A 22,112-nucleotide genomic window follows, 5' to 3' on the forward strand; every position below is an offset into this window, starting at 1 on the left:
CGTTCTCGCCGAAGAAGACGAAATCCCGGGTGACCGCCTCGGCCGGCGCGTCCAGGGTGAGCGAGAGCGTGCTGGTGGCGCCCCCGTCGTGGGTGAGCAGCAGGTGCACCAGCCCGCTCGGGCCGTCCATCGCGGCCACCCGGGTGACCCGGCCCAGCACCGGCAGGATCAGCGACAGCGCGTGCGGGCCGACGTCCCAGAGCGCGCCCCGCTCCCGTCGCCACGGCGAGTTCCCGTACGGGTTTCCGGGCTGGTAGATGGAGGCGAACATGGTCGCCCGGGCGTGCTGCCAACCGCCGGCCGCCGCGGTCGAGGCGAGGAAGCCGGTGACGTTCGGGTGGAACCGCTGGGTGAAGAAGACCACCGAGGCCACCCCGGACGCCTGGGCGGCGGCGACCACCCGGTCGGCCTCGGCGAGGCTCAGCGCCAGCGGCTTGTCCAGCAGCAGGTGCCGCCCGGCGGCGGCGGCCCGGACGGCGATCTCCGCCTGCACGTCCGGCGGCAGCGCGACGGCGATCGCGTCGCAGGCGCCGAGCAGCTCGTCGACGTCGCCGAAGGCCGGTACGCCGTGCCGGGCGGCCAGCGCGCCGACCTTCTCCGGATCCCGGCCCCAGACCCCGGCCAGCTCGGCCTGCGGGTGGGCGTCGATGGCCGCGGCGTGCGTCTCCGCCGCCCAGTGACCGGTGCCGAACAAGCCGAACCGCAGCACGAGTCCCCCCGCCTTCGTCGTCCGCCACGGCGTACGCCCGTGGTCGTGATCCCACGCTAGTCGTCCGGTCCGTATCGCGCGCCTCGACCGGACGGGAGAGCCGGGCGACAGTCGTTACTACGACGCTTAGTAGTCTGTGCCGGTGACTCGGACTGCGCCGGGAGGGCGTCGATGACCAGCGCCGCTGCGGCCGGCTCGCCGGTGGATGGGATCCTCGCGACCTTCGCGATCGTGCTGTCGCTCGTACTCGCGATCTGGGCGCTGGTGGCGGCGCTGCGCCACCGGGCCCCGGACCGGCTCCAGTTCGCCGGGCTGGCTCTGCTGGAGGCGGCGCTGCTCGCGCTTGCCGCGCTGGCCCTGGTCGCGCTGGGCGGCGGTGAGCGGCCGGGCGAGCCGGGCGCCTTCTTCGGCTACCTGGTGACGCTGGTCTGCCTGCCGCCGCTGGCCTGGGTGCTGGCCCGGATGGAGCCGACCCGCTGGGGCTCGGCCATCGTCTGCGCGGTCTGCCTGGTCACCCCGGTCGTGGTGGTCCGCCTGCAGCAGACCTGGGAGGTCGTCGGTGGCTGAGACCCGGGTGCCCGAGCGCACGACGAACCGGGGGCCGGGGCGGCTGCTGATCGCGGTCTACATCCTCTTCGCCATCGCCGCGACCTCGCGGGCGGGCCTGCAGATCGCCACCAGGTTCGACGAGGCGCCGGTGGCGTACCTGCTCTCCGCGGTGGCCGCGCTGATCTACATCGTGGCCGCGGTCGGGCTGGCCCGGGCCGGGCACACCGGCCGCCGGGTCGCGCTGGCCTGCTGCTCGGTCGAACTGGTCGGGGTGGTCGCGGTGGGCATCCTCAGCGTGGCCGACAAGGCGCTCTTCCCGGACGAGACGGTCTGGTCCGGGTTCGGCAGCGGCTACGGCTACATCCCGCTGGTCCTGCCGGTGCTCGGCCTCTACTGGCTCTGGCGCACCCGCCGCGACGCCGACTGATCGCGTCCCGCCCGGCGGCGGCCGGGCGGGACGACGGTACGGGTCAGTCCTTGGGGCCGCCGGCGACGTAGATGACCTGGCCGGAGACGAACGACGCGCCCTCGCTGACCAGGAACGAGATGGTGTGCGCGACGTCCTCGGGGCGGCCGGTGCGGCGGACCGGGATCTCGGCCGCGGCGTGCTGCTGCAGCGCGGCGAAGTCGACCTTCATCCGGGCCGCGGTGGCCGCGGTCATGTCGGTGACGATGAAGCCGGGCGCGACCGCGTTGACGGTCACCCCGAACGGGCCCAGCTCGATGGCCAGGGTCTTGGTGAAGCCCTGCAGGCCGGCCTTGGCGGCGGAGTAGTTCGCCTGGCCCCGGTTGCCCAGCGCCGAGGTGCTGGAGAGGTTGACGATCCGGCCCCACTCCCGCTCGACCATGTGCCGCTGGGCGGCCTGGCTGAACAGGAACGCGCCGCGCAGGTGCACGCCCATCACCGTGTCCCAGTCGGCGTCGGTCATCTTGAAGAGCAGGTTGTCGCGGAGCACCCCGGCGTTGTTGACCAGCACGGTCGGCGCCCCCAGCTCGGCGGCCACCCGCTCGACGGCGGCCTCCACCTGAGCCCGGTCGGAGACGTCGGCGCCGACCCCGAGTGCCCGGCCGCCGGCGGCGGCGATGCCGTCCACGGTGTCCTTGGTCGCCGCCTCCTCGATGTCGACCACGGCGACGGCCATGCCGTCGGCGGCCAGCCGGCGGGCGGTGGCCGCGCCGATGCCGCGCGCGGCTCCGGTCACGATGGCGACGCGGGGCTCCTCCGACATGATTACCTCCCGGTAACTTGGGCTCGATCGAAGGAGCTTAACCCAGGGGTACGCGGCGGTGATCCCGTCGTCACATGTCCTTGCCCCGGCAGACCCGGATCCACCGGTACCCGTAGCCGGCGAGCTTGAGGCGGTCCAGCTTGCCGACCTCCTCGTAGTTCCGGTCGGTCAGCACGTCGATCGGCAGGTCCGCCTCGGGGGCGAGCATGCTCAGGTCCACCTCGACGTCCTCGGTGCCGAGATTGTGCAGGAAGGCCATCGTCCCGGTCGGCCCGTCGGCCCGGTGCGCGAGCACCCCGGGCGGCATCGGCACGTCGATGTGGGTGGTGCTGCCCGAGCCGATCTCCGGGGCCTCCCGGAGCGTACGGATCATCCGCTCGAACCAGCCCAGCAGCGACCTCGGGTCCCGGCGCTGGGCGGTCACGTTGACCTTCTGGTAGCCGTACTCGCCCTTGTCGACCACCGGGCGGACCAGCTTCTCCGGCTCCGCCGTGGAGAATCCCCCGTTCTCCTTGTACGACCACTGCATCGGGGTACGGATCGCCTCCCGGCCGGGCAGCGACAGGTCCTCGCCCATGCCGATCTCCTCGCCGTAGCGCAGCACCGGCGTGCCGCGCAGCGAGAACTGCAGCGCGTACGCCAGCTCGATGCGCCGGCGGTCGTTGCCGAGCATCGGGGCGAGCCGGCGGCGGATGCCCCGGCCGTAGAGGCGCATGTCCTCGTCCGGGCCGAACTGCTCGTACACCTGGTTGCGCTGCTCGGCGGTGAGCCGGGACAGGTCGATCTCGTCGTGGTTGCGCAGGAAGGTGGCCCACTGCCCGCCCTCGGGCAGCGCCGGAGTGTCCCGCAGCGCCTCGATCACCGGCTCCGGGTCCTGCCGGGCCAGGGCGAGCATCAGCCGCCCGTTGAGCATGAAGTCGAAGAGCATGTGGATCCGGTTGGCCGATCCGCCGCTGTCGCCGAAGTAGACCGGGAGTTGGTCCGGCTCGACGTTCGCCTCGGCCAGCAGGACGGCGTCGCCGCGTCGCCACTGCACGTGCTGGCGCAGCTCGGTGAGGAACTCCAGGTCCTTGGGCGAGTTCGGGTTGCCCGGTTCGGTCGACTCGATGATGAAGGGCACCGCGTCCATCCGGAAGCCGGAGACGCCGAGCTGGAGCCAGAACGACATGATCTTCTTGATCTCGGCCCGGACCTCCGGGTTGGTGATGTTCAGGTCCGGCTGGAACTTGTAGAAGCGGTGGTAGTACCAGGCCTTCGCGGTGCGGTCGTAACTCCAGGTCTCGTTCTGCTCGCCGGGGAAGACCATGCCCTGGTACCGGTCCGGCGGCTCCTCCTCGCTCCACACGTACCAGTTCCGGTACGGCGAGTCGGGCGAGGAGCGGGCGGACTGGAACCAGGGGTGCTCGTCCGAGGTGTGGTTCACCACCAGGTCGATGATCACGTGGATGCCCCGGTTCTGTGCCTGGTGCAACAGCTCGGCGAAGTCGCCGAGGGTGCCCAGGCGCGGGTCCACGTTGTAGAAGTCGGTGACGTCGTAGCCGCCGTCCCGCCTCGGCGACGGGTGGATCGGATGCAGCCACAGGCAGGTCACCCCGAGCCGGGCCAGGTAGTCCAGGCGACCGATGAGGCCGCGGATGTCACCCACCCCGTCACCGTTGGAGTCCGCGAACGTGTCGATGTCGAGGCAGTAGACGACCGCCTCCTGGTACCACCTGTCGCCCATACCCGGATTACTTCTCCCCTGCGCCGTTCCGGCAAACCCGCCCGGTCCCGCCGGCGCGGCAGCCGCCGGTACGGTGCCGGCATGAGCCCCGACACCCATCCCGTGCACTGGTCCACCGGCAGCTGGTTGAACCCGCCGGAACGGGCCGAGGAGTCCGGTGACGGCCTGCTGGTGCGGCCGCGCGAAGGCAGCGACTTCTGGCGACGGACCAGCTACGGCTTCGTACACGACGACGGGTCGGCGCTGCTGGCACCGTTCCCGGTGGGCAGCGCCGTGGAGGTCGGCTTCCGGCTCGACTACACCGCGCAGTTCGACCAGGCCGGGGTGCTGGTGCGGGTGGACGACCGGCGGTGGACCAAGGCCGGGGTGGAGATCAGCGACGGCCTCCCGCAGGTCGGCGCGGTGGTCACCGACGAGCTGTCGGACTGGTCGGTCGCCCCGGTGCCGGACTGGTCGGGGCGGGAGGTGACGGTCCGGGTCAGCCGGGCCGGGGAGGCGCTGACCGTCCGCGCCCGGGTGGACGGTGAGCCGTGGCGGCTGGTCCGGCTGGCCCCGCTGGACCCGGCGGCCGAGGCGTCGGCCGGGCCGTACTGCTGCTCGCCCAGCCGCGGCGGCCTGGTGGTCCGGTTCACCGGCTGGCGGCGCGGGCCGGCGGACGCGGCGCTGCACCCGGAGGGCTGAGGCGGGCCGACGCCCGGTGGGGCCGGCCACCGGCAGGTGTGGCCGGCCGCCGCGGGGGTACCGGTTGTGGATCCCCCGGCATCTTCCGAAAGGACGCCCATGGCCCTCGCCCAGCACGTCGACCCGCATCAGTTCACCGGGCTGACCGGGTGGGTGGCGGGCGTCATCGACTCGCTGGGGGCGCTCGGGGTGGCGCTGCTGGTGGCCCTGGAGAACGTCGTTCCGCCGATCCCGAGCGAGATCGTGCTGGCGATGGCGGGTTACCTCTGCGCCCAGGGCCGGTTCAGCGTGGTGCTGATCGTGCTCGCCGCGACGGCCGGCTCGCTGCTCGGCGCGGTGGTGCTGTACTGGCTCGGCGCGGCGCTCGGCGAGGACCGGCTGAAGCGCTGGCTGGACCACGTCCCGCTGGTGGACCGGCACGACCTGGAGAAGGCCGACCGTTGGTTCGAGCGGTACGGCCGGTGGGCGGTGCTGGTCGGCCGGCTGGTACCGGTGGTGCGCAGCCTGGTGTCCGTCCCGGCCGGCGCCAACCGGCTGCCGCTGGGCGAGTTCCTGCTGCTCACCACGCTGGGCAGCGGGGCCTGGAACGGGTTGATCGTCGGGCTCGGTTTCGGCCTCGGCTCCCGCTGGGAGCAGGTCGACCAGTACAGCAGCTGGTTCAACTACGCGATCTTCGCGGTCTTCGGCATCGTGATCGCGAGCTGGGTGACGAAGAAGGTCCGCCGCCGTCGGGCGCGGCGCGGCCGGCGGTCGGTGACCGCCGGCCGCTGACCGCGGCGCCGCTCAGTACCGCGCCGTGATCGAGGTGAACTCCCAGGTGTTCTGGGCGATGCCGGAGCAGTTGGAGACCACGCCCCCGCCCGGGCAGGGCCGGTCCCGGTTCACCGACCAGAAGGTGAACCGGGCCAGCCCGCGGGCCTTGGCCCAGTCCCGGATCTGCGTCCAGGTGGCCGGGGAGGTCAGCTCCTGCTGGTCGGAGAGGCCGTTCATGCCGGAGATCCCCATGTGGGCGTACGCGGTGGCGTCGGACCAGCCGAACGCCGTCTTCAGTGCGTTCTTCAGGCCCTCGGCCGCGTTGACGGTGCTCTGGTACATGTTCGTCCCGCCGCCGAAGTCGAACGGCATGATGGTGAAGACGTCGATGTTGGCGCCGAGCGCGGCGGCCTGGTTGATCAGCCGGGTGCCCCACCAGGACGGGCCGGAGGTGGTGGTGCCGATGGTGACGATCGTCTTGATGCCGGGGTTGTTCTGCTTGACGATCTTCAGGGCGCCGAGGATCCGGTCCTGCACCACCTCGTTCTCGAACTCGTCGGTGTTCTCGATGTCGATGTCGATGGCCTTCAGCCCGTACGCGTTGATGACCTGCTGGTACGCGCCGGCCAGCGCACTGGCCGAGGAGCAGTTCGGGCCGAGCTTGTTGCCGCTCCACCCGCCGAAGGACGGGATCACGTCACCACCGGCCGCCCGGATCGCGGCGATGGTGTTGGCGTGCGTGCCGCCGGTGAGCGGGCCGTTGCCGTCCCAGGCCGGCGTGCAGCCGCCGCCGGAGAGCACGAACGCGATGGTGAACCACTTGATGCCGGTCGCGTTCATCACGGTCGACGGCGCGGGCGGGTCGCCCCAGCCCGGGTAGAGGTAGGGCGCGGCGGCCATCGCGCCACCGCCGCCGGTGCAGCCCGTGGTGGTGGCCGACACGGCCGCCGACTTCGCCGACTCCCCGCTGCCGTTGTACGCGGTGACCGTGTAGCTGTGCGCCGAGCAGGCGGCCAGGCCGGAGACGGTCGCCGAGGTGCCGGTGACGGTGGCCTTCACGCTGGTGCCCTCGTACACCCGGTAGCCGGTGACCGTGCCGGAGACGGCGTTCCAGGCGAGCGAGACCGATGTGTTGGTGGTGCCGGTGACCCGCAGCCCGCCCGGGGTGGCCGGTGCCCCCGGGTTGCCGCCGCCACCGCCGCACGGGCCGCCGTTGACGGTGCAGTTGGTCGGGTCGCCGGTGCCGTTCACGTTGAAGCCGAAGGTGGTGCTGGCGCCCGGCGCGAGGGTGCCGTTCCAGGACTGGTTGACCGCGGTGACGTGCTGGCCGGAGGCGGTCAGCACGGCGTCCCAGAACGCGCCGACGGTGCTGCCGGCGGGCAGGTCGAACTGGACGTTCCACGAGGTGATGCTGGTCGAAGTGTCGTTCTTGACGGTGAACTTCGCCTCGTACCCGCTGCCCCAGCTGGTGACGCGGACGAAGGTGGCGGTGGCGGCGGAGGCGGGTGGCGCGGCCACGACGGTGGCCGCGACCAGGGCGGCGGCGAGCGCGGCGGCGAACGTCGCCACGCGGGTGGAACGGAGTCTCACGGCGTCCTCCAGGGACCGTTGTGGTGGCGGTGCCGGCCGGGCCCGGGCCGACCTGGCAAGACATTCACGACCGTCGACGTCAGCCTCTATTATTAAGACTGTTAACTGTTTCTGTCCAGAGGTGCCCGAGCGTTAGGAAGGGCCCCTTCCTATGCACCAGGCGTTAAGAAGGGGCCCTTCCTTGCGATCAGCGGCGGAAGGTGAACCAGTTGACGTTGACGAAGTCGGCGCCCTGGCCGCTGGAGAAGGTCAGGTAGACGGTGTGCCGGCCGGTCACCGGGCTGACGTTGCCGGGCACCGAGCGCCAGCTCTGCCAGCCGCCGGTGTTGGCGATCGCGAAGCTGCCGATCGGTGGGTTGCCGGGGCTGTCCAGCCGGACCTCGACCAGCCCGCTCACCCCGGCCGACGCGCCGGAGGCCACCCGGGCCAGGAAATCCTTCGGCGGGGTGGCGCCGAAGTCCACGTTGTCGTAGCGGGCCCAGTCACCGTTGCTCAGCCAGCCGATGTTCTGGCCGCCCTCGGCGCACGTCTCCACCTGCACCCCGTTCTGGGCGTTGAACGCCTCGGCCTGGATCGTCGAGTACGCGTCCACCCCGCCGCCCGGTGGCGGGGTGGTCGGTGGCGGGTTGCCGCCGCCCCGGGCGTAGACGGCCACGTAGTCGACCAGCATCGGCCGGCCGGAGACCGTGGCGGAGGTCGGTGTGGCGTAGCCGGCCACCCCGTTCGGGAAGCCGCCGCCCATGGCCACGTTGAGCAGCAGGAAGTAGCCGCCGTGGTTGGTCATCTGTCCCCAGTACGGCTCGCCGACCTGGGTCTGGCTGACGGTGTGGAAGAGCTGGCCGTCCACGTACCAGCGGAGCTGCTGGGGGCTGATCGAGGCGTCCCACTCGAAGCGGTAGGTGTGGAACGCCGACTGGCAGGTGCTGCCCGGGCAGGCCCGGGAGTTACCGATGCCGTTGAACTCGTTGCACGGGCCGCCGGGGGCGACGCCGCAGTGCAGCACCCCCCACACCGAGTTGATCCCGTTGACGTTCTCCATCACGTCGAACTCGCCGATCCCCGGCCAGTTCTGGTAGTTGCCCCGGTAGGGCGAGCCGAGCGCCCAGAACGCCGGCCAGTAGCCGGCGGCCTCCGCACCGGTGACGTTCGGCATCTGGATCCGGCCCTCTAGGGCGAGGACGCCCCCGGCCGGCGGCTTGAAGTCGGTCCGGACGGTCTCGATCCGGGCCGAGGTCCACCGGCCGGAACCGTCGCGGAGCGGGGTGATCCGCAGGTTGCCGGCGCCGTCCTGGCTGAGGTTGGCGGTGCTCGAGGTGTACGTCTGGATCTCGCCGGTGCCCCAGTTGGCCGGGCCGCCCGGGTAGCTGGTGCCGGTGTCGATGATCCAGTTGGCGGACGAGGGCAGGGTGCCGGCCGCGCCGGTGAAGTCGTCGCTCCACACCAGGCTCCAACCGGAGGGGGGCGGCGGGACGGCGGCGTGGGCGGTCATCGACGCGGCGGCCAGCGCAGTGGTGGTGGCGAGCACGGCCGCCGCCAGGGAGAGCCGCCGGCGCGACCGGCGCACGGCGGATGGGGCGGCGGGCGCCGCCGGAACAGGGTTCATCGGAATGCCTCTCTGCGGGAAACGGGGCGAGAGAGCGCTCTCTTGGTGCGATTTGTACGCCCCGCCCCCACACTTGTCAACGTTCGTCGATGCCTGCCGGCTGCGGCCGGCGCAGGACGGCCTGCTCCAGGGCGGTCCACGCGGTGCTGATGACCAGGTAGAGCACCGCCGCCAGCGGCACCACCAGCGCCACCAGCACCGTCGTGTACGGCAGCAGCGGCACCAGCCGGCCCAGCGCGGCCGCGGCCGGCCCGTCGGTGGGCGCACCGGCGGCGGCTGCCCGCCGGGCCCGCCGCGACGACCACCAGGCCAACGCCAGCAACGCCGCCAGCAGCACCCCGAAGACCGCCACCACCGGGCCGGCGAGCCCGTCGCCGAGGTGCCAGCCCAGGGGTACGCCGGCGAGCCGCGCATCGAGCAGACCGGTGTCCCCGGTGGCGAAGGCGCGGTACATGACCAGGAAGAACGGTGCCTGTAACAGCGCCGGGAGACAGCCCGCGACCGGGCTGGCTCCGGCCCGCCGGTAGAGCGCGAACAGTTCACTCTGCAGGCGGGCGGGGTCGTCGGCGTACCGCCGCTGCAGGTCGCGGACCTCGGGGGCGAGCGCCGCGCGGCGCCGCTCCCCGCGGACCTGCGCCAGGGTGAGCGGCGAGATCAGCAGCCGGACCCCGACGGTGAACAGGACGATCGCGGCGGCCGTGGCGGCCCCGCCGGTCAGCGGGGCCAGCGTGTCGGCGAGCCAGGTGACGACGGTGGCGGCGACGGACGCCGCGGTGTGCAGTGGTGCGAAGGCGAGCATGGGGAACCCCTCGGTCCGATTCCGGATGCCCCGACGGGACGACGTGTCCCGGCGGGACGGATGACGACGGAATCGGCCGCGCGGCGATGGCGGATCCGTGCCGGACGGGGACGGGCGGCCACCCGTGCCGGACGGGGACGGACGGCCACCCGTGCCGGACGGGGACGGGCGGCCACCCGTGCCGGACGGGGACGGACGGGCGCTACGCGGCCGAGGGGCGCAGGCCGGGCGCTCGGGGGCGGGGCCGGCCGGCGGCGTCGGGGTCGACCTGCCGGGGCACCCGGCGGTGCCGGGCACGGGCGCGCAGGGCGGTGGCCTGCCGGCCGCCGGGCCGGTCGGGCAGCACCCGGACCCGGGCGGCGAGCAGTACGGCCAGCAGCAGCGTGGCGGCCACCGCCGCACCGGCGAGCAGCGCCGCCGGATGGTCCGCGAGCACGGTGAGCTGGGCGAGCGCGTACGCCCACGCCCCCGTCACCGCCCCCAGCACGCCCGGCACGCCGCCCAGCCTAGAACCCGCTGTCACGCCGCCCCGGCCCTCGCGCCCGACCGCCCCTGGGCCGACGGGTCAGGAGGATTCGCGGACCAGGGGGAAGGGCAGGGTCTCGCGGATGGAGCGGCCGGTCAGCAGCATCATCAGCCGGTCCACGCCGAGGCCGAGACCGCCGGTGGGCGGCATCGCGTACTCCAACGCGGTGAGGAAGTCCTCGTCCAGCTCCATCGCCTCCGGGTCGCCACCGGCCGCCCGCAACGACTGCTCGGTGAGCCGGCGCCGCTGCTCGGTCGGGTCGACCAGCTCGGTGTACGCGGTGCCCAGCTCCATCCCGAACGCCACCAAATCCCACCGCTCGGCCAGCCGCGGGTCGTGCCGGTGCTGGCGGGTCAGCGGGGACACCTCGGTCGGGAAGTCCAGGTAGAACGTGGGCCCGTCGGTGCGCGTCTCGACCAGCCGCTCGTACAGCTCCAGCAGCACCGCGCCGCGCCCCCGGCGCGGGTCGTACGGCACCCCGGCGGCGTCGCAGAGCTTGCCCAGCGCCGCCAGGTCGGTGTCGGCGGTGACCTCCTCGCCCAGCGCGGCGGAGATCGCCTCGTGGACCGTCCGCACCGGCCACTCACCGCCGATGTCGACCAGCTCGCCGCCGGGACGGCGGGCCGTCGGGGTGCCGTGCACCGCGACCGCCGTCGCCACGATCAGCTCCCGGGCCAGCGTCCGCATGTCGTGGTAGTCGGCGTACGCCTGGTACGCCTCCAGCACGGTGAACTCCGGGTTGTGGCGGTGGTCGACGCCCTCGTTACGGAACGCCCGGCCCAGCTCGTACACCCGCTCGACCCCGCCCACGGCCAACCGCTTCAGGTAGAGCTCCGGTGCGATCCGCAGGCTGAGTCGCAGGTCGTACGCGTTGCTGTGGGTGACGAACGGGCGGGCGTTGGCGCCCCCGTGCACCCGCTGCAGGATCGGTGTCTCCACCTCCAGGAAGCCCCGCCCGGCGAGCGACGAGCGCAGGCTGTGCAGGGCCGCCCCCCGCGCCCGCAGCAGCTCCCGGGCGTCGTCACCGACGGCCAGGTCCAGATAGCGCTGCCGGACCCGGGCCTCCGGGTCGGCCAACCCGTGGTGCTTGTCCGGCAGCGGGCGCAGGCACTTGGCGGTGAGCCGCCACTCGGCGACCCGCACCGACACCTCGCCGTGCCTCGTCGCGTAGACCTCGCCGGTGGCGCCGACGTGGTCGCCGATGTCGACGGTGGCCCGCCACCTGCCCAGGTCGTGCTCCAGCATCAGCTGGAGGTCGCCGCTGCCGTCGCGGACGGTGGCGAACAGCACCCCGCCGTGGTCGCGGACCAGCAGCACCCGGCCGGCCACCGCCACGGTCTCCCCCGTCCCGGTGTCCGGGGCCAGCCCGGCGTGCCGCTCCCGCACAGCCGCGCAGCTCGTGGTACGCGGATAGCCCACCGGGTACGGGTCGATCCCCGCGGCGCGCAGCCGGTCGAGCTTGGCCAGCCGGACCCGGATCTGCTCCGGTCGCCCGGCCGGGGCCGGCTCGGGCGGGACGGCCCGGACCGTCGCGGTGGCCGGCGGCACGAAGCGCACCCCGCCGCCGGCCCGCGGCACCCCGTACAGCGGGGTCGGCTGGCCGCCCGGCAGGGCCAGGAAGCCCTCGGCGGCCGCCGCCGCGATACCCACCCGGGCCAGCTCGCGGCGCTCCGCGAAGCAGAGGTAGCGGGGCAGCCAGTGCGGCTGGTACTTGGCGTTGGACAGGTAGAGCGACTCCAGCTGCCACCAGCGGGAGAAGAAGAGCAGGGTGTGCCGCCACATCCGGATCACCGGGCCGGCCCCGATCCGCGCGCCCTGCTCGAAGACCGAGCGGAACACCGCGAAGTTCAGCGACACCCGCTCGACGCCCAGCCGGGGAGCGGCGCCCAGCAGCGCGGCCACCATGAACTCGGTGACCCCGTTCTCGGCCGCCCGGTCCCGGCGCATCAGGTCCAGCGAGAGCCCGCTCGCGCCCCACGGGCTGAGCGACAGCAACGCCCGCACCCGGCCCTGCGCGTCCCGGGCGTCGACCAGCACGCAGTCGCCGTCGGCCGGGTCGCCGAGCCGCCCCAACGCCATCGAGAAGCCCCGCTCGTTCTCGGTGTCCCGCCAGGCGCTGGCCAGGCCGGCCAGCCGGGACAGCTCCTCCGGCGGGATCTCGGCGTGCCGCCGCACCCGGGCGGCGTAGCCGGCACGCTCCACCCGGTGCACCGCCTGCCGTACCGGCCGCATGTCCCGCCCGTCCAGGTCGAACTCGCGGGTCAGCAGGATCGCCTCGTCGCCCAGGTGCAGCACCTTCAACCCGAACCGCTGGTACGCCCGGGCCCCGGCCTCGCTGGTGCCCATCACCGCCGGGATCCAGGCGTACGCGCGGGCCTGGCCGAGCCACGCCTCGATGGCCGGGCCCCACGCCTCCGGATCGCCGATCGGATCGCCGCTGGCCAGGCTGACCCCGTTGACCACCCGGTAGGTGATCGCCGCCTTGCCGCTCGGCGAGAAGACCGCCGCCTTGTCCCGACGGGTGGCGAAGTAGCCGAGCGAGTCCCGCTCGCCGAAGCGGGCGAGCAGCTCGCGGATCCGCTGCTCCTCGTCGGGATGCAGCACGGCGTTCGCGCGCTGGGAGCGGACCAGGGTGAACAGCCCGGTGACGAAGGCGATCGCGCCGAAGCCGCCGAGCAGCAGGTTGACCCAGCCGGGCGCCTGGCCCCGGCGGGTCACGTCGAGCGTGACCGCGCCACCGAACACCTTCTCCGCCGCGTACCCGAGCCGGTCCGACCAGGTGTGCAGGCTGCCCGGCTCGGCCAGCAGCAGCAGGTAACCGAGCCCCACCGAGACCGCCGCCAGGCCGAGGAAGACGCCGAGGGCCCGCCAGGTGCTGCCGCTGCGTACCCGGGCGTAGAACTCCTGGCGGGCGGCGAGCAGCAGGGCCAGCGCGGCACTGGCGAAGGCGATCCCGACCCACACCCCGACCGTCTCCAGCATGCTGAAGAGCCGCTGCCCGGCGGCGGCGTTGAGCCGGTTGCTGCCGAACACCAGCAGCAGCACCCCGGCCAGCACGCCGACCACCAGGGTGAGGCTGAAGTACGCCACCAGCACCCAGTACGCCAGCCGCTTGCGCCGCAGCACCGCCGACGCCAGGGTGCCGAGGAACACCGCGTACGCCAGGTTGGCCGGCGCGGGCACCAGCAGCACGTCGATCGCGGTGCGGACCGGCTGGATGTCGGCGCGGAGGGCACTGCTCAGCGCCGCCAGCGCGCACACCACCGCGACCACCCACAGCAGGGTGGCGAAGCCCCGCGGCACCTGCTCACGCCAGTCCCGACCGGTCCGCCGGGCCTCGGTCATCCTCTCCGACGTGCTGCTCGGGGTCACTGTGGCCTCCCTCGCTGCCGGCGGCGACGCACGGGCGTCGGCCGGCCCCATCGTAGGCACGCCGCCTCCGCCCCGGCCCGGACGCGCTCGGCTTCCGCACCGCACGGCTCCCCGCACCCGGCCGCCGTTCACCGCAGCGCGGCGCGGCAGCGGGCGGTGTTCGGGCGTACCGGCCGGCTGGCCGACGTGGTCGCGGACGTGGCCCGGCAGACACGCGGCTGACCGGGCCCGCAACGGATCTTCGCGTGACAGGATTGGTCCCGTGGCGGAGCGGCTGATCGTCATCGGTGGGGACGCGGCTGGGATGGCGGCAGCGTCCCAGGCCCGACGCCGCCGTGACCGGGCCGACCTGGAGATCGTCGTCTTCGAGCGGGGCCACTTCACCTCGTACTCCGCCTGCGGCATCCCGTACTGGATCAGCGGTGTGGTGCCGGAGCGGGACCGGCTCATCGCCCGCGACCCGGCCACCTTTCGGGAGAAGTTCGCCATCGACGTACGGCTGCGGCACGAGGTCATCGCCATCGACCTGGACCGCCACGAGGTGGTTGCCCGCGACCTGGCCGGCGGCGGCCAGGTCCGCGAGCGCTACGACGCCCTGGTGTACGCCACCGGCGCGACGCCGGTACGGCCCGACTGGGCGTGCGCCGGCGTCGCCGGGGTGTTCGGCGTGCAGACCCTCGACGACGGCACGGCCCTGCTGGACTGGCTGGAACGCGAGCCCCGGCCCCGCCGCGCGGTGGTGGTCGGCGGCGGCTACATCGGCGTGGAGATGGCCGAGGCGCTGCTCCAGCGCGGGCTCTCGGTCGACCTGCTCGAACAGGCCGACCAGCCGATGTCCACCGTGGACCCGGACATGGCCGAGCTGGTCTCCGACGCGATGCGGGGGATCGGCATCGGGATCCGTACCGGCCTGAGCGTCACCGACCTGCGGGAGCGGGACGGCCGGATCGCCGCGGTGGTCACCCCGGAGGGGCCGATCCCCGCCGACGTCGTGGTGCTCGGTCTCGGCGTACGCCCGAACACCGCGCTCGCCGAGGCCGCCGGCCTGCCGCTCGGCCCCACCGGCGGGGTCCGCACCGACCGGCGGATGCGGGTGCCCGGGGTACCCGGTGTCTGGGCGGCCGGCGACTGCGTGGAGACCCTGCACCGGGTCGGCGGCATGCCGGTAAACATGCCGCTCGGCACCCACGCCAACAAGCAGGGCCGGGTCGTCGGAATCAACATCGGGGGCGGGTACGCGACGTTCCCCGGGGTCATCGGCACCGCCGTGACCAAGGTCTGCGACCTGGAGGTGGGGCGGACCGGCCTGCGGGAACGCGACGCTCTGGCAGCCGGCTTCGAGTTCGTCTCGGTGATCGCCGAGTCGACCAACCGGGCCGGCTACTACCCGGGCGCCCGGCCGATGACGGTCAAGCTGATCGCCGAGCGGCCCGGCGGCCGGCTGCTCGGGGCGCAGATCGTCGGCTGGTCCGAGGCGGCCAAGCGGATCGACGCCCTGGCCGTGGCGCTGTGGAACGGCATGACGGTCGACGAGATGACCGCGCTGGACCTCGGCTACGCCCCGCCGTACGCCCCGGTCTGGGATCCGGTGCTGATCGCCGCCCGCAAGGCCGTCGACGCCCTCGCCGGCACCGGCCGCCGGTAAGGGCGCCTGTCGCTCTTCGGCTGTGCTTGACCGGTGCGACTGCCGAAGGACGACGCGCCGGAGCTGGAGTGGCTGTTGTTCACGCAGTCGGGGATCCTGACCTGGACGCAGGCGACGGCGGAGTTGACGCCGTCGACGGTGCGGCACCTGCTGGCCAGCGGACGCTGGCAACGGGTGTGCCATGGCCTCCTGCGTGCGGCGCCCGACGGCCCGTTCAGCCAGGATCAGCAGTGGTGGGTCGCCGTGCTGGCTGCTGGCGAGGGCGCCGTGCTCGCCGGGCTGGCCGCCGCGCGGGCCGGCGGGCTACGCGGGAGCAGGGCACCCTTCTCTACCGCAGGCGTCAGGAAGGGGCCCTTCCTTACCGCCCCTGGCAGGTGGGGCACCAGTAGAGGTTGCGGCCGGCCAGGTCGCCGCGGCTGATGTCGGCGCCGCAGACGTGGCAGGGCGCGCCGGAGCGGCGGTAGACGTACACCTCGCCGCCGTGCCGGTCGACCCGGGGCGGGCGGCCCATCGCCTCGGGCAGGTGGGCCGGGCGTACGGTGTCGATCCGGCCGTTCCGCACGGCGAGGGTCATCAGCTCGACCAGGTCCGCCCAGAGGTTCGCCCAGTCGGCCGGGGTCAGCTCCCGGCCGGGCCGGGTGGGCGGCAGCCCGGCCCGGAACAGCGCCTCGGTCACGAAGATGAGGCCGGTGCCGGCCACCACGGACTGGTCCAGCAGCAGTGCCGCCAGCGGAGCGCCGCTGCGCCGGATCCGCGCGTACGCCCGGTCCGGGTCGGCGTCGGCGCGCAGCGGGTCCGGGCCGAGCCGGTCGCGCAGCGCCGCCACCTCGGGCGGGGTGAGCAGCTCGCAGGCGGTCGGGCCGCGCAGGTCCAGCCAGTGCCGGTCGGACGACAGCCGGAGTCGCACCTGCCCGACCGGGGGCGGCGGCTCACCCGGCCCGTCGGCGAACTTGCCGTACAGCCCGAGGTGCACGTGCAGGATCAGCTCGCCGGCGTAGTGGTGCAGCAGGTGCTTGCCGTACGCCTCGGTGCCGTCGAGGACGCTGCCGGTGAGCCGGGCCGCACCCGCGGCGAAGCGGCCCTGTGGGCTGGCGACGTGCACCTTGTCGCCGGCGAACAGCTCGGCGTGCCGGGCCGCCAGGCGGTGGATGGTGTGTCCCTCTGGCACGCCGGCAACGGTAGCCCGGCCACCGCCGGCGCCGGCCCGGCACCCTCCCGGCACGTCGACGGGTGTCGACTCGTCGACGGCGGGGTACGTCCTGGGAGTCACGCGCGGTCTCCGCGCCGGAGATCAGGAGGTGTCGAAGTGAGGATTCTGTCCCGCCGGAACGGACCGGCGCGAAGTCAGGACGTGAACGGCGACGGGTCCGTCGACGGCCGCGACCGGGACGCCGTCGCGGACGGGGTGGACGGCCGGCCGGTGGCCACCGACGCGGAGCGGCGGGCCGCGGAGCGAGCCGCGGCGGCGCGGGCGGCCACCGGCCGGCCCCTCGGCGCGGAGGCTGCCCGGGCCCGCCCCGGGGTCGACCCGGACCCGGCCCTCGAACGCACCGTCGACCTGGACCGGGACGGCCGGCCGGACCGGCCGCTGGACCGTTCCGACGTCGACGACGGCAGCGCTCCGGTGGCCCTCGGCCCGAAGCCCCGGGCCAGCCTGCTGGCCACCCTCGGCCTGATCGTGTCGGTGGTCGGCGCGCTGTTCGTGCTGACCGGCACGCTCGCCGGGTACGGCATCGGGCTCGGCGCGATCGGCGCGGTCCTCGCCGTGCTCGGCCTGGTCGCCACCCGCCGCCGGCACGTGGCCGGCAAGACCGACGCGCTGATCGGCGTGGTGGTCGGCCTCGCCGCGGTGGTGCTCGGGATCGTGGCGATGACCGGCCAGTTCGACTGGCCGACCACCGACGGCGACTGGGTCGGCCGGTTGCGGGAGTGGCTTGATTCACAGTTTGCCGCTCTGTTCTGACGGGCACTGCCCCGCTCGCCGGCGCAGCGCCGGCACGCCCGATCAGCTCTGGTGGTTCACCAGCCGGGCACCCTCTCTCATCGGGGGCGGCGGTTCGCCGCCCCCGAATTGTTTCCCCGGGTGGCCGGCCCGCGTACACGCAACGATCCGTTGCCTCAAGCGGGCCAGACGCAACGATCAGACGCCGTACGCAACTTCTCACGGTGGATGTCGCCGCCCCCGCCGCATACCGTTGGACCACGGCGCCAGCCCGTGGGCCGACGGTGGCCGGGCGCGCCCGACCCCTTGGAGCACGACATGACGATGGACGCCACCCGCCAGCGCTTTCTGATGTGCCGGCCGACGTACTTCGCCGTCGACTACGCGATCAACCCGTGGATGGACCCCACCGCCCCGGTCGACGCCGACCTGGCGATCCGGCAGTGGGAGCAGCTCCGCCAGACGTACGTCGACCTGGGCCACGAGGTCGAGCTGATCGACCCGGTCGCCGGCCTGCCGGACATGGTCTTCGCCGCCAACGGCGGCACGGTGATCGACGGCAAGGCGATGGCGGTGCAGTTCCGCGATCCGCAGCGCGCCGACGAGGCCCCCGCCTACCGGGCCTGGTTCGAGGCCGCCGGTTTCGAGATGTACGACCCGAAGCACGTCAACGAGGGCGAGGGCGACATCCTCCTGGTCGGCGACCGCCTGCTCGCCGGCACCGGGTTCCGCACCGCGCACGCCTCGCACGCCCAGCTGCAGGAGGTCTTCGGCTACCCGGTGATCACCATGCAGCTGGTGGACCCGCGCTTCTACCACCTGGACACCGCGCTCACCGTGCTGGACGAGCGGACCGTCGCGTACCTGCCGGAGGCGTTCTCGCCGGGCAGCCGGGCCGTGCTGCGCCGGCTCTTCCCGGACGCGGTCCACGCCACCATGGCCGACGCCGAGGTGCTGGGGCTGAACGCGGTCAGCGACGGCCGACACGTGGTGCTCCCCGCCCAGGCCACCGATCTCGCCGCCAAGCTGCGCGACCGGGGCTACCAGACCATCGGGATCGACCTGTCCGAGCTGCGCAAGGCCGGCGGCGGCCCGAAGTGCTGCACGTTGCGACTCCGTCAGGGAAAGGCAGTCAAGTGATCATCGACGACATGCTGCGGACACCGTCCGCGGTGCGGGACGCGGAGCGCCACACCGCGCACAACTACCACCCGCTGCCCGTGGTGATCTCGTCCGCCGAGGGCGCCTGGCTGACCGACGTGGACGGCCGGCGCTACCTGGACTGCCTGGCCGGCTACTCGGCGCTGAACTTCGGCCACCGGCACCCGAAGCTGATCGAGGCCGCGCACGCGCAGCTCGACCGGCTCACGCTGACCAGCCGCGCGTTCATCCACGACCAGTTCGCCGACTTCTGCCGGGAGTTGGCCGCGCTCTGCGGCAAGGACCTGGTGCTGCCGATGAACACCGGCGCCGAGGCGGTGGAGACCGGCATCAAGGTCGCCCGCAAATGGGGCTACCAGGTCAAGGGCGTCGCGCCGGGCCAGGCGAACATCGTGGTCGCCGAGGGCAACTTCCACGGCCGGACCACCACCATCGTCAGCTTCTCCACCGACGAGGACGCCCGCGCCGACTTCGGGCCGTACACCCCGGGCTTCACGGTCGTCCCCTACGGCGACCTGGACGCGCTGACCGCCGCGATCGACGAGAACACCGTCGCCGTGCTGCTCGAGCCGATCCAGGGCGAGCAGGGCGTCGTGGTGCCGCCGGAGGACTACCTGCCGGGTGTCCGCCGGGCCTGCACGGAGCACAACGTGCTCTTCATCGCCGACGAGATCCAGTCGGGTCTGGGGCGTACCGGCGCGACGTTCGCCTGCGACCACGAGGGCGTCGTCCCGGACATGTACCTGCTGGGCAAGGCGCTCGGCGGCGGCATCGTGCCGGTCTCCGCGGTGGCCGCGAACTCGGACGTGCTCGGCGTGCTCAAGCCGGGCCAGCACGGCTCGACGTTCGGCGGCAACCCGCTGGCCTGCGCCGTCGCCACCGAGGTGGTCCGGCTGCTGGCCACCGGCGAGTTCCAGCGGCGCTCGGCCGAGCTGGGCGAGCGGCTGCACGCCGGCCTGCGCGGCCTGATCGGCAAGGGCCTGGTCGCCGTCCGGGGCCGCGGCCTCTGGGCCGGCCTCGACATCGACCCGGCGCTGATGACCGGCCGGGAGGCCTGCGAGCGGCTGATGGAGCGGGGCGTCCTGGCCAAGGACACGCACGGCTCGACCATCCGGCTCGCCCCGCCGCTGGTGATCACCGAAGCGGAGATCGACCACGCGGTGGCCCAGCTCGCCGCCGTCCTGGCCGGCTGACCCCGTACGCAGAAGGGCGCCGGGACCGCGACGGTCCCGGCGCCCTTCGGCGTCGGTCTCAGGGGCGCGGCAGCCGCATGGCCATGGTGGGGGCCTCGGCCATCACCGAGGTGGGGCTGAACTTCGCGTCGCTGAGCAGCTCGTCGGCGCGGCCCACCTGCACGCCCGGGTAGAGCTCGACGATGTCGCCCTGGCCCAGCACCCGGGACTGCTGCGGGGCCAGCGCGATCCGGTCGGGCTCCGCCATCGAACCACCGGGGCGTACGCCCGAGCCGTTGGTGCTGGTGTCGGTGACGATCACCTCGCCTCGACCGCTCCAGCTCGGCCCGTCTGACGCCGCGCCGCGACCTGAAGCGGGCGCCCGCAGCTCGAACCGGACGTGGCTGCGGCTGATCCAGCGCCGCGCCTCGTCGTTGAGCCACTGGCCGAGCACGATCCCGCCGGAGGAGTCGGGCGCCCGCCCGACCAGCACCGGCTGGGCCTCGGTCAGCGCGAAGCGCCGCCGGACCAGCCCGCCGATCCGGACCGCCAGCACCTCGGTACGCGACCGCGGCCCGGCATCGCTCAGGCGGGTGCCGTGCCGGGGGCAGGTCGGCGCCCCGTTACGCAGGGAGGGTGGTGGCTGCCCGGCCGGGGCGCGGTCCACCCGGGCCAGGTCGGCGAAGGCGCCACCGCCTCCGCCGCCACCGAAGAGCGCGCACCCGGACTCGGGGCAGCGCCACTGCCGGGTCAGCAGCTTCGCGCCGGCCGGGGACCGGCTGCCGGAGGCCGGGCTCTGCCCGCCGCCGACGTGCGCGATGAACACCGGTCCGCCGGCACCGGGCACCGGGGCGAGCACCCGCCCGGCCTGGCCGAGCCACGGGTAGCGACCGCCCAGCCCGTCGAAGCGGACCCGGCTGAGCACCGGCAGCCCGAGCAGGTCGGCCACCTCCAGCATCCGGTCGCCGGGATGGTCCAGCACCTCGACCAGGCCGTCGTCGGCCCAGCGCCGGACCACCATCCGCTCGTTGGACGTCAGGTCGGCGTCGGAGAGCAGGGCCCGGTGCACGATCGCGTAGACCGGGACGCTGTCCTCCTCCAGTTGCCGGGACAGGGCGTCGATCACCATGCCGAGCCGCAGCAGGCTGGCCGGCCGCCCGCCGTCCAGGTCCTGCCAGCGGATCACCTCGGCCAGGTCCACCACGGCCCGGGCCAGCGAGGGGTCGGTGCAGACCCGCCCCTCGATGGCGTCGAGCACCTTGCTGATCTCGAATCTCATGCGGCGCTCCGGACGATGTCGTCGATCCGCCGGGTCGGGGTCAGCCCACCCGGCGCGTCCCACACCGCCTCGGCGGTGAGCACGTCTGCCATGCGCCGACCCTACCGGCAGCGCTGGCCGGGACCGTTCGACGCACGCCGGAAATCGACCGTCGCCGGTCGGCGCGAGCGGCTAGGCTGACCGCCGGCCCGGCCGACCACCTCCGCCCGGCCCGGCCGGCTCACCCCGCACGCAGCGGCCGGCCCACCTCGTGCAGGTGCCCGAGGGCCTGCCGGTACGACTCGATCAGCCCGGTCTCGGCGTACGGGATGCCCTGCTCGGCGCAGTACGCCTGGACGATCGGGCGGGCCCGGCGCAGGTTGGCCCGGGGCATGTTCGGGAAAAGATGGTGCTCGATCTGGTAGTTCAACGCGCCCAGCGCCACGTCCACGAACCGGCCGCCCCGCACGTTCCGCGAGGTGAGCACCTGCTTGCGCAGGAAGTCCAGGTCGTCGTCGGCGGTCGGCATCGGCATGCCCTTGTGGTTCGGGGCGAACGCGCACCCCATGTAGAGCCCCCAGAGCCCCTGGTGGACGGCGGCGAAGAGCAGGGCCTTCCCCGGCGACATCACCGCGAAGAGCAGGCCGAGGTAACCGACGGCGTGCGCGACGAGCAGCACCGCCTCGACCGCCCGGTGCCGCACCGGGGTACGCCACCGGCCGCCGTCCCGGCCGGCCAGGGCCTGCACGCTCGCCACGTGCAGCGCCAGCCCCTCAAGCAGGAGCAGCGGGAAGAAGAGCCACGCCTGCCGCCGGGCCAGCCACCGGCCCACCCCCCGGGTCGCCGCCGCCTGCTCGTACGTCCAGACCAGCGCGCCCGCCCCGACGTCCGGGTCCTCGTCGGTGTGGTTCGGGTTGGCGTGGTGCCGGTTGTGCTTGTCCACCCACCAGCCGTAGCTGAGCCCGACGGCGAGGTTGCCGGCGATCAGGCCGACCAGTTCGCTCGGGCCGCGTCGGCGGAACATCTGCCGGTGGCCGGCGTCGTGCCCGAGGAACGCCACCTGGGTGGTGGCCACCGCCATCCCGGCCGCCAGCAGCACCTGCGCCCAGGAGTCGCCGACCGCGACCACCACCGCCCAGCCGGCCAGGAAGGCGCCCAGGGTGAGCCCGATCCGGGCCGTGTACCAGCCCGGCCGGCGGGCGAACAGCCCGGCCTCGGCGACCCGGCGGGACAGCCGAGCGTAGTCGCTGCCCCGCCGCGCCGGTGGCGCCGTCAACGTCGATGAGGTCATGCGGGTACTCGTCCCCTCGGTCGGTGCGCCACGCCGACTGCGCGACTCTCCGTAGCCAAGCATGCCTTGATCGACTGCGTCGAGTAATCCCGCCAGCCCCCCAACCCCC

At 73.7% G+C, this 22,112-nt stretch carries 19 protein-coding genes; 8 read left to right on the forward strand and 11 right to left on the reverse strand.

Annotated features, from left to right (window positions below):
• The coding region (locus tag ABZ570_RS01860) for a Gfo/Idh/MocA family oxidoreductase (protein WP_358055711.1) at positions 1-706 on the reverse strand (706 nt) is incomplete at its 3' end.
• A gap of 174 nt (positions 707-880) precedes the next feature.
• Between ABZ570_RS01860 and ABZ570_RS01865 the strand changes: the two genes are divergently transcribed.
• Both ABZ570_RS01865 and ABZ570_RS01870 read left to right on the forward strand, forming a co-directional pair.
• Complete coding sequence (locus ABZ570_RS01865; protein WP_358055713.1) at positions 881-1,276, forward strand: hypothetical protein; 396 nt, start codon at positions 881-883, stop codon at positions 1,274-1,276.
• On the forward strand, positions 1,269-1,685 hold the full coding sequence (locus ABZ570_RS01870) for a hypothetical protein (RefSeq protein WP_358055715.1): 417 nt from the start codon (positions 1,269-1,271) through the stop codon (positions 1,683-1,685). The genes ABZ570_RS01865 and ABZ570_RS01870 overlap by 8 nt, the downstream gene beginning before the upstream one ends.
• A gap of 43 nt (positions 1,686-1,728) precedes the next feature.
• Here the strand turns inward: ABZ570_RS01870 and fabG are convergent, their stop codons facing one another.
• Together fabG and ABZ570_RS01880 are read right to left on the reverse strand one after the other, a co-directional pair.
• Positions 1,729-2,487 (reverse strand): 3-oxoacyl-ACP reductase FabG, encoded by a 759-nt coding sequence (gene fabG, locus ABZ570_RS01875; RefSeq protein ID WP_358055717.1) that lies wholly within the window; start codon positions 2,485-2,487, stop codon positions 1,729-1,731.
• 70 nt (positions 2,488-2,557) lie between these two features.
• Positions 2,558-4,210 carry an alpha-amylase family protein gene (locus ABZ570_RS01880; protein WP_358055719.1) on the reverse strand — a complete coding sequence of 551 codons (1,653 nt, stop codon included), beginning with the start codon at positions 4,208-4,210 and terminating at the stop codon, positions 2,558-2,560.
• An 81-nt stretch (positions 4,211-4,291) separates the two neighbouring features.
• Between ABZ570_RS01880 and ABZ570_RS01885 the strand changes: the two genes are divergently transcribed.
• Both ABZ570_RS01885 and ABZ570_RS01890 read left to right on the forward strand, forming a co-directional pair.
• Positions 4,292-4,891 (forward strand): DUF1349 domain-containing protein, encoded by a 600-nt coding sequence (locus tag ABZ570_RS01885; protein WP_358055721.1) that lies wholly within the window; start codon positions 4,292-4,294, stop codon positions 4,889-4,891.
• 99 nt (positions 4,892-4,990) lie between these two features.
• Positions 4,991-5,662, forward strand: coding sequence for a DedA family protein (locus tag ABZ570_RS01890; RefSeq protein WP_358055723.1), 672 nt, complete (start codon positions 4,991-4,993; stop codon positions 5,660-5,662).
• Between the two features lie 12 nt (positions 5,663-5,674).
• Here the strand turns inward: ABZ570_RS01890 and ABZ570_RS01895 are convergent, their stop codons facing one another.
• The 5 genes from ABZ570_RS01895 to lysX all read right to left on the reverse strand — a co-directional run bounded on the left by ABZ570_RS01895 (position 5,675) and on the right by lysX (position 13,534).
• Positions 5,675-7,234 (reverse strand): cellulose binding domain-containing protein, encoded by a 1,560-nt coding sequence (locus ABZ570_RS01895; protein ID WP_358055725.1) that lies wholly within the window; start codon positions 7,232-7,234, stop codon positions 5,675-5,677.
• Positions 7,235-7,421: 187 nt separating this feature from the next.
• Positions 7,422-8,837, reverse strand: coding sequence for a carbohydrate-binding protein (locus ABZ570_RS01900; protein ID WP_358055727.1), 1,416 nt, complete (start codon positions 8,835-8,837; stop codon positions 7,422-7,424).
• Positions 8,838-8,913: 76 nt separating this feature from the next.
• Complete coding sequence (locus tag ABZ570_RS01905) at positions 8,914-9,636, reverse strand: membrane protein insertase YidC (protein WP_358055729.1); 723 nt, start codon at positions 9,634-9,636, stop codon at positions 8,914-8,916.
• Positions 9,637-9,838: 202 nt separating this feature from the next.
• Positions 9,839-10,132, reverse strand: coding sequence for a DUF6412 domain-containing protein (locus tag ABZ570_RS01910; RefSeq protein WP_358055731.1), 294 nt, complete (start codon positions 10,130-10,132; stop codon positions 9,839-9,841).
• 69 nt (positions 10,133-10,201) lie between these two features.
• Positions 10,202-13,534 carry a bifunctional lysylphosphatidylglycerol synthetase/lysine--tRNA ligase LysX gene (lysX, locus tag ABZ570_RS01915; protein WP_358055733.1) on the reverse strand — a complete coding sequence of 1,111 codons (3,333 nt, stop codon included), beginning with the start codon at positions 13,532-13,534 and terminating at the stop codon, positions 10,202-10,204.
• Between the two features lie 262 nt (positions 13,535-13,796).
• Between lysX and ABZ570_RS01920 the strand changes: the two genes are divergently transcribed.
• Entirely contained in the window at positions 13,797-15,179 is a 1,383-nt protein-coding gene (locus tag ABZ570_RS01920) for an FAD-dependent oxidoreductase (protein ID WP_358055735.1), read from the forward strand.
• A gap of 358 nt (positions 15,180-15,537) precedes the next feature.
• Here ABZ570_RS01920 and ABZ570_RS01925 read toward each other — a convergent pair whose 3' ends face one another.
• The gene (locus tag ABZ570_RS01925) at positions 15,538-16,347 is read right to left on the reverse strand and encodes a DNA-formamidopyrimidine glycosylase family protein (RefSeq protein WP_358055737.1); all 810 of its coding nucleotides are present in this window, start codon (positions 16,345-16,347) and stop codon (positions 15,538-15,540) included.
• Between the two features lie 138 nt (positions 16,348-16,485).
• Here ABZ570_RS01925 and ABZ570_RS01930 point away from each other — a divergent pair, with 138 nt between their 5' ends.
• The 3 genes from ABZ570_RS01930 (at position 16,486) to rocD (ending at position 19,475) form a co-directional block, all read left to right on the forward strand.
• The gene (locus ABZ570_RS01930; RefSeq protein WP_358055739.1) at positions 16,486-17,142 is read left to right on the forward strand and encodes a thrombospondin; all 657 of its coding nucleotides are present in this window, start codon (positions 16,486-16,488) and stop codon (positions 17,140-17,142) included.
• 303 nt (positions 17,143-17,445) lie between these two features.
• Complete coding sequence (gene ddaH, locus ABZ570_RS01935) at positions 17,446-18,261, forward strand: dimethylargininase (RefSeq protein WP_358055964.1); 816 nt, start codon at positions 17,446-17,448, stop codon at positions 18,259-18,261.
• Positions 18,261-19,475, forward strand: coding sequence for an ornithine--oxo-acid transaminase (gene rocD / locus ABZ570_RS01940; RefSeq protein ID WP_358055966.1), 1,215 nt, complete (start codon positions 18,261-18,263; stop codon positions 19,473-19,475). Before ddaH ends, rocD begins: the two co-directional genes overlap by 1 nt.
• A 58-nt stretch (positions 19,476-19,533) precedes the next feature.
• Here the strand turns inward: rocD and ABZ570_RS01945 are convergent, their stop codons facing one another.
• Together ABZ570_RS01945 and ABZ570_RS01950 are read right to left on the reverse strand one after the other, a co-directional pair.
• Positions 19,534-20,733, reverse strand: a complete 1,200-nt coding sequence (locus tag ABZ570_RS01945) for an FHA domain-containing protein (protein WP_358055741.1) — start codon at positions 20,731-20,733, stop codon at positions 19,534-19,536.
• Between the two features lie 220 nt (positions 20,734-20,953).
• The gene (locus ABZ570_RS01950; protein ID WP_358055743.1) at positions 20,954-22,003 is read right to left on the reverse strand and encodes an acyl-CoA desaturase; all 1,050 of its coding nucleotides are present in this window, start codon (positions 22,001-22,003) and stop codon (positions 20,954-20,956) included.
• Positions 22,004-22,112: the final 109 nt, after the last annotated feature.

This window comes from Micromonospora sp. NPDC007271 (genome assembly GCF_040634005.1).
Lineage (GTDB): Bacteria > Actinomycetota > Actinomycetes > Mycobacteriales > Micromonosporaceae > Micromonospora.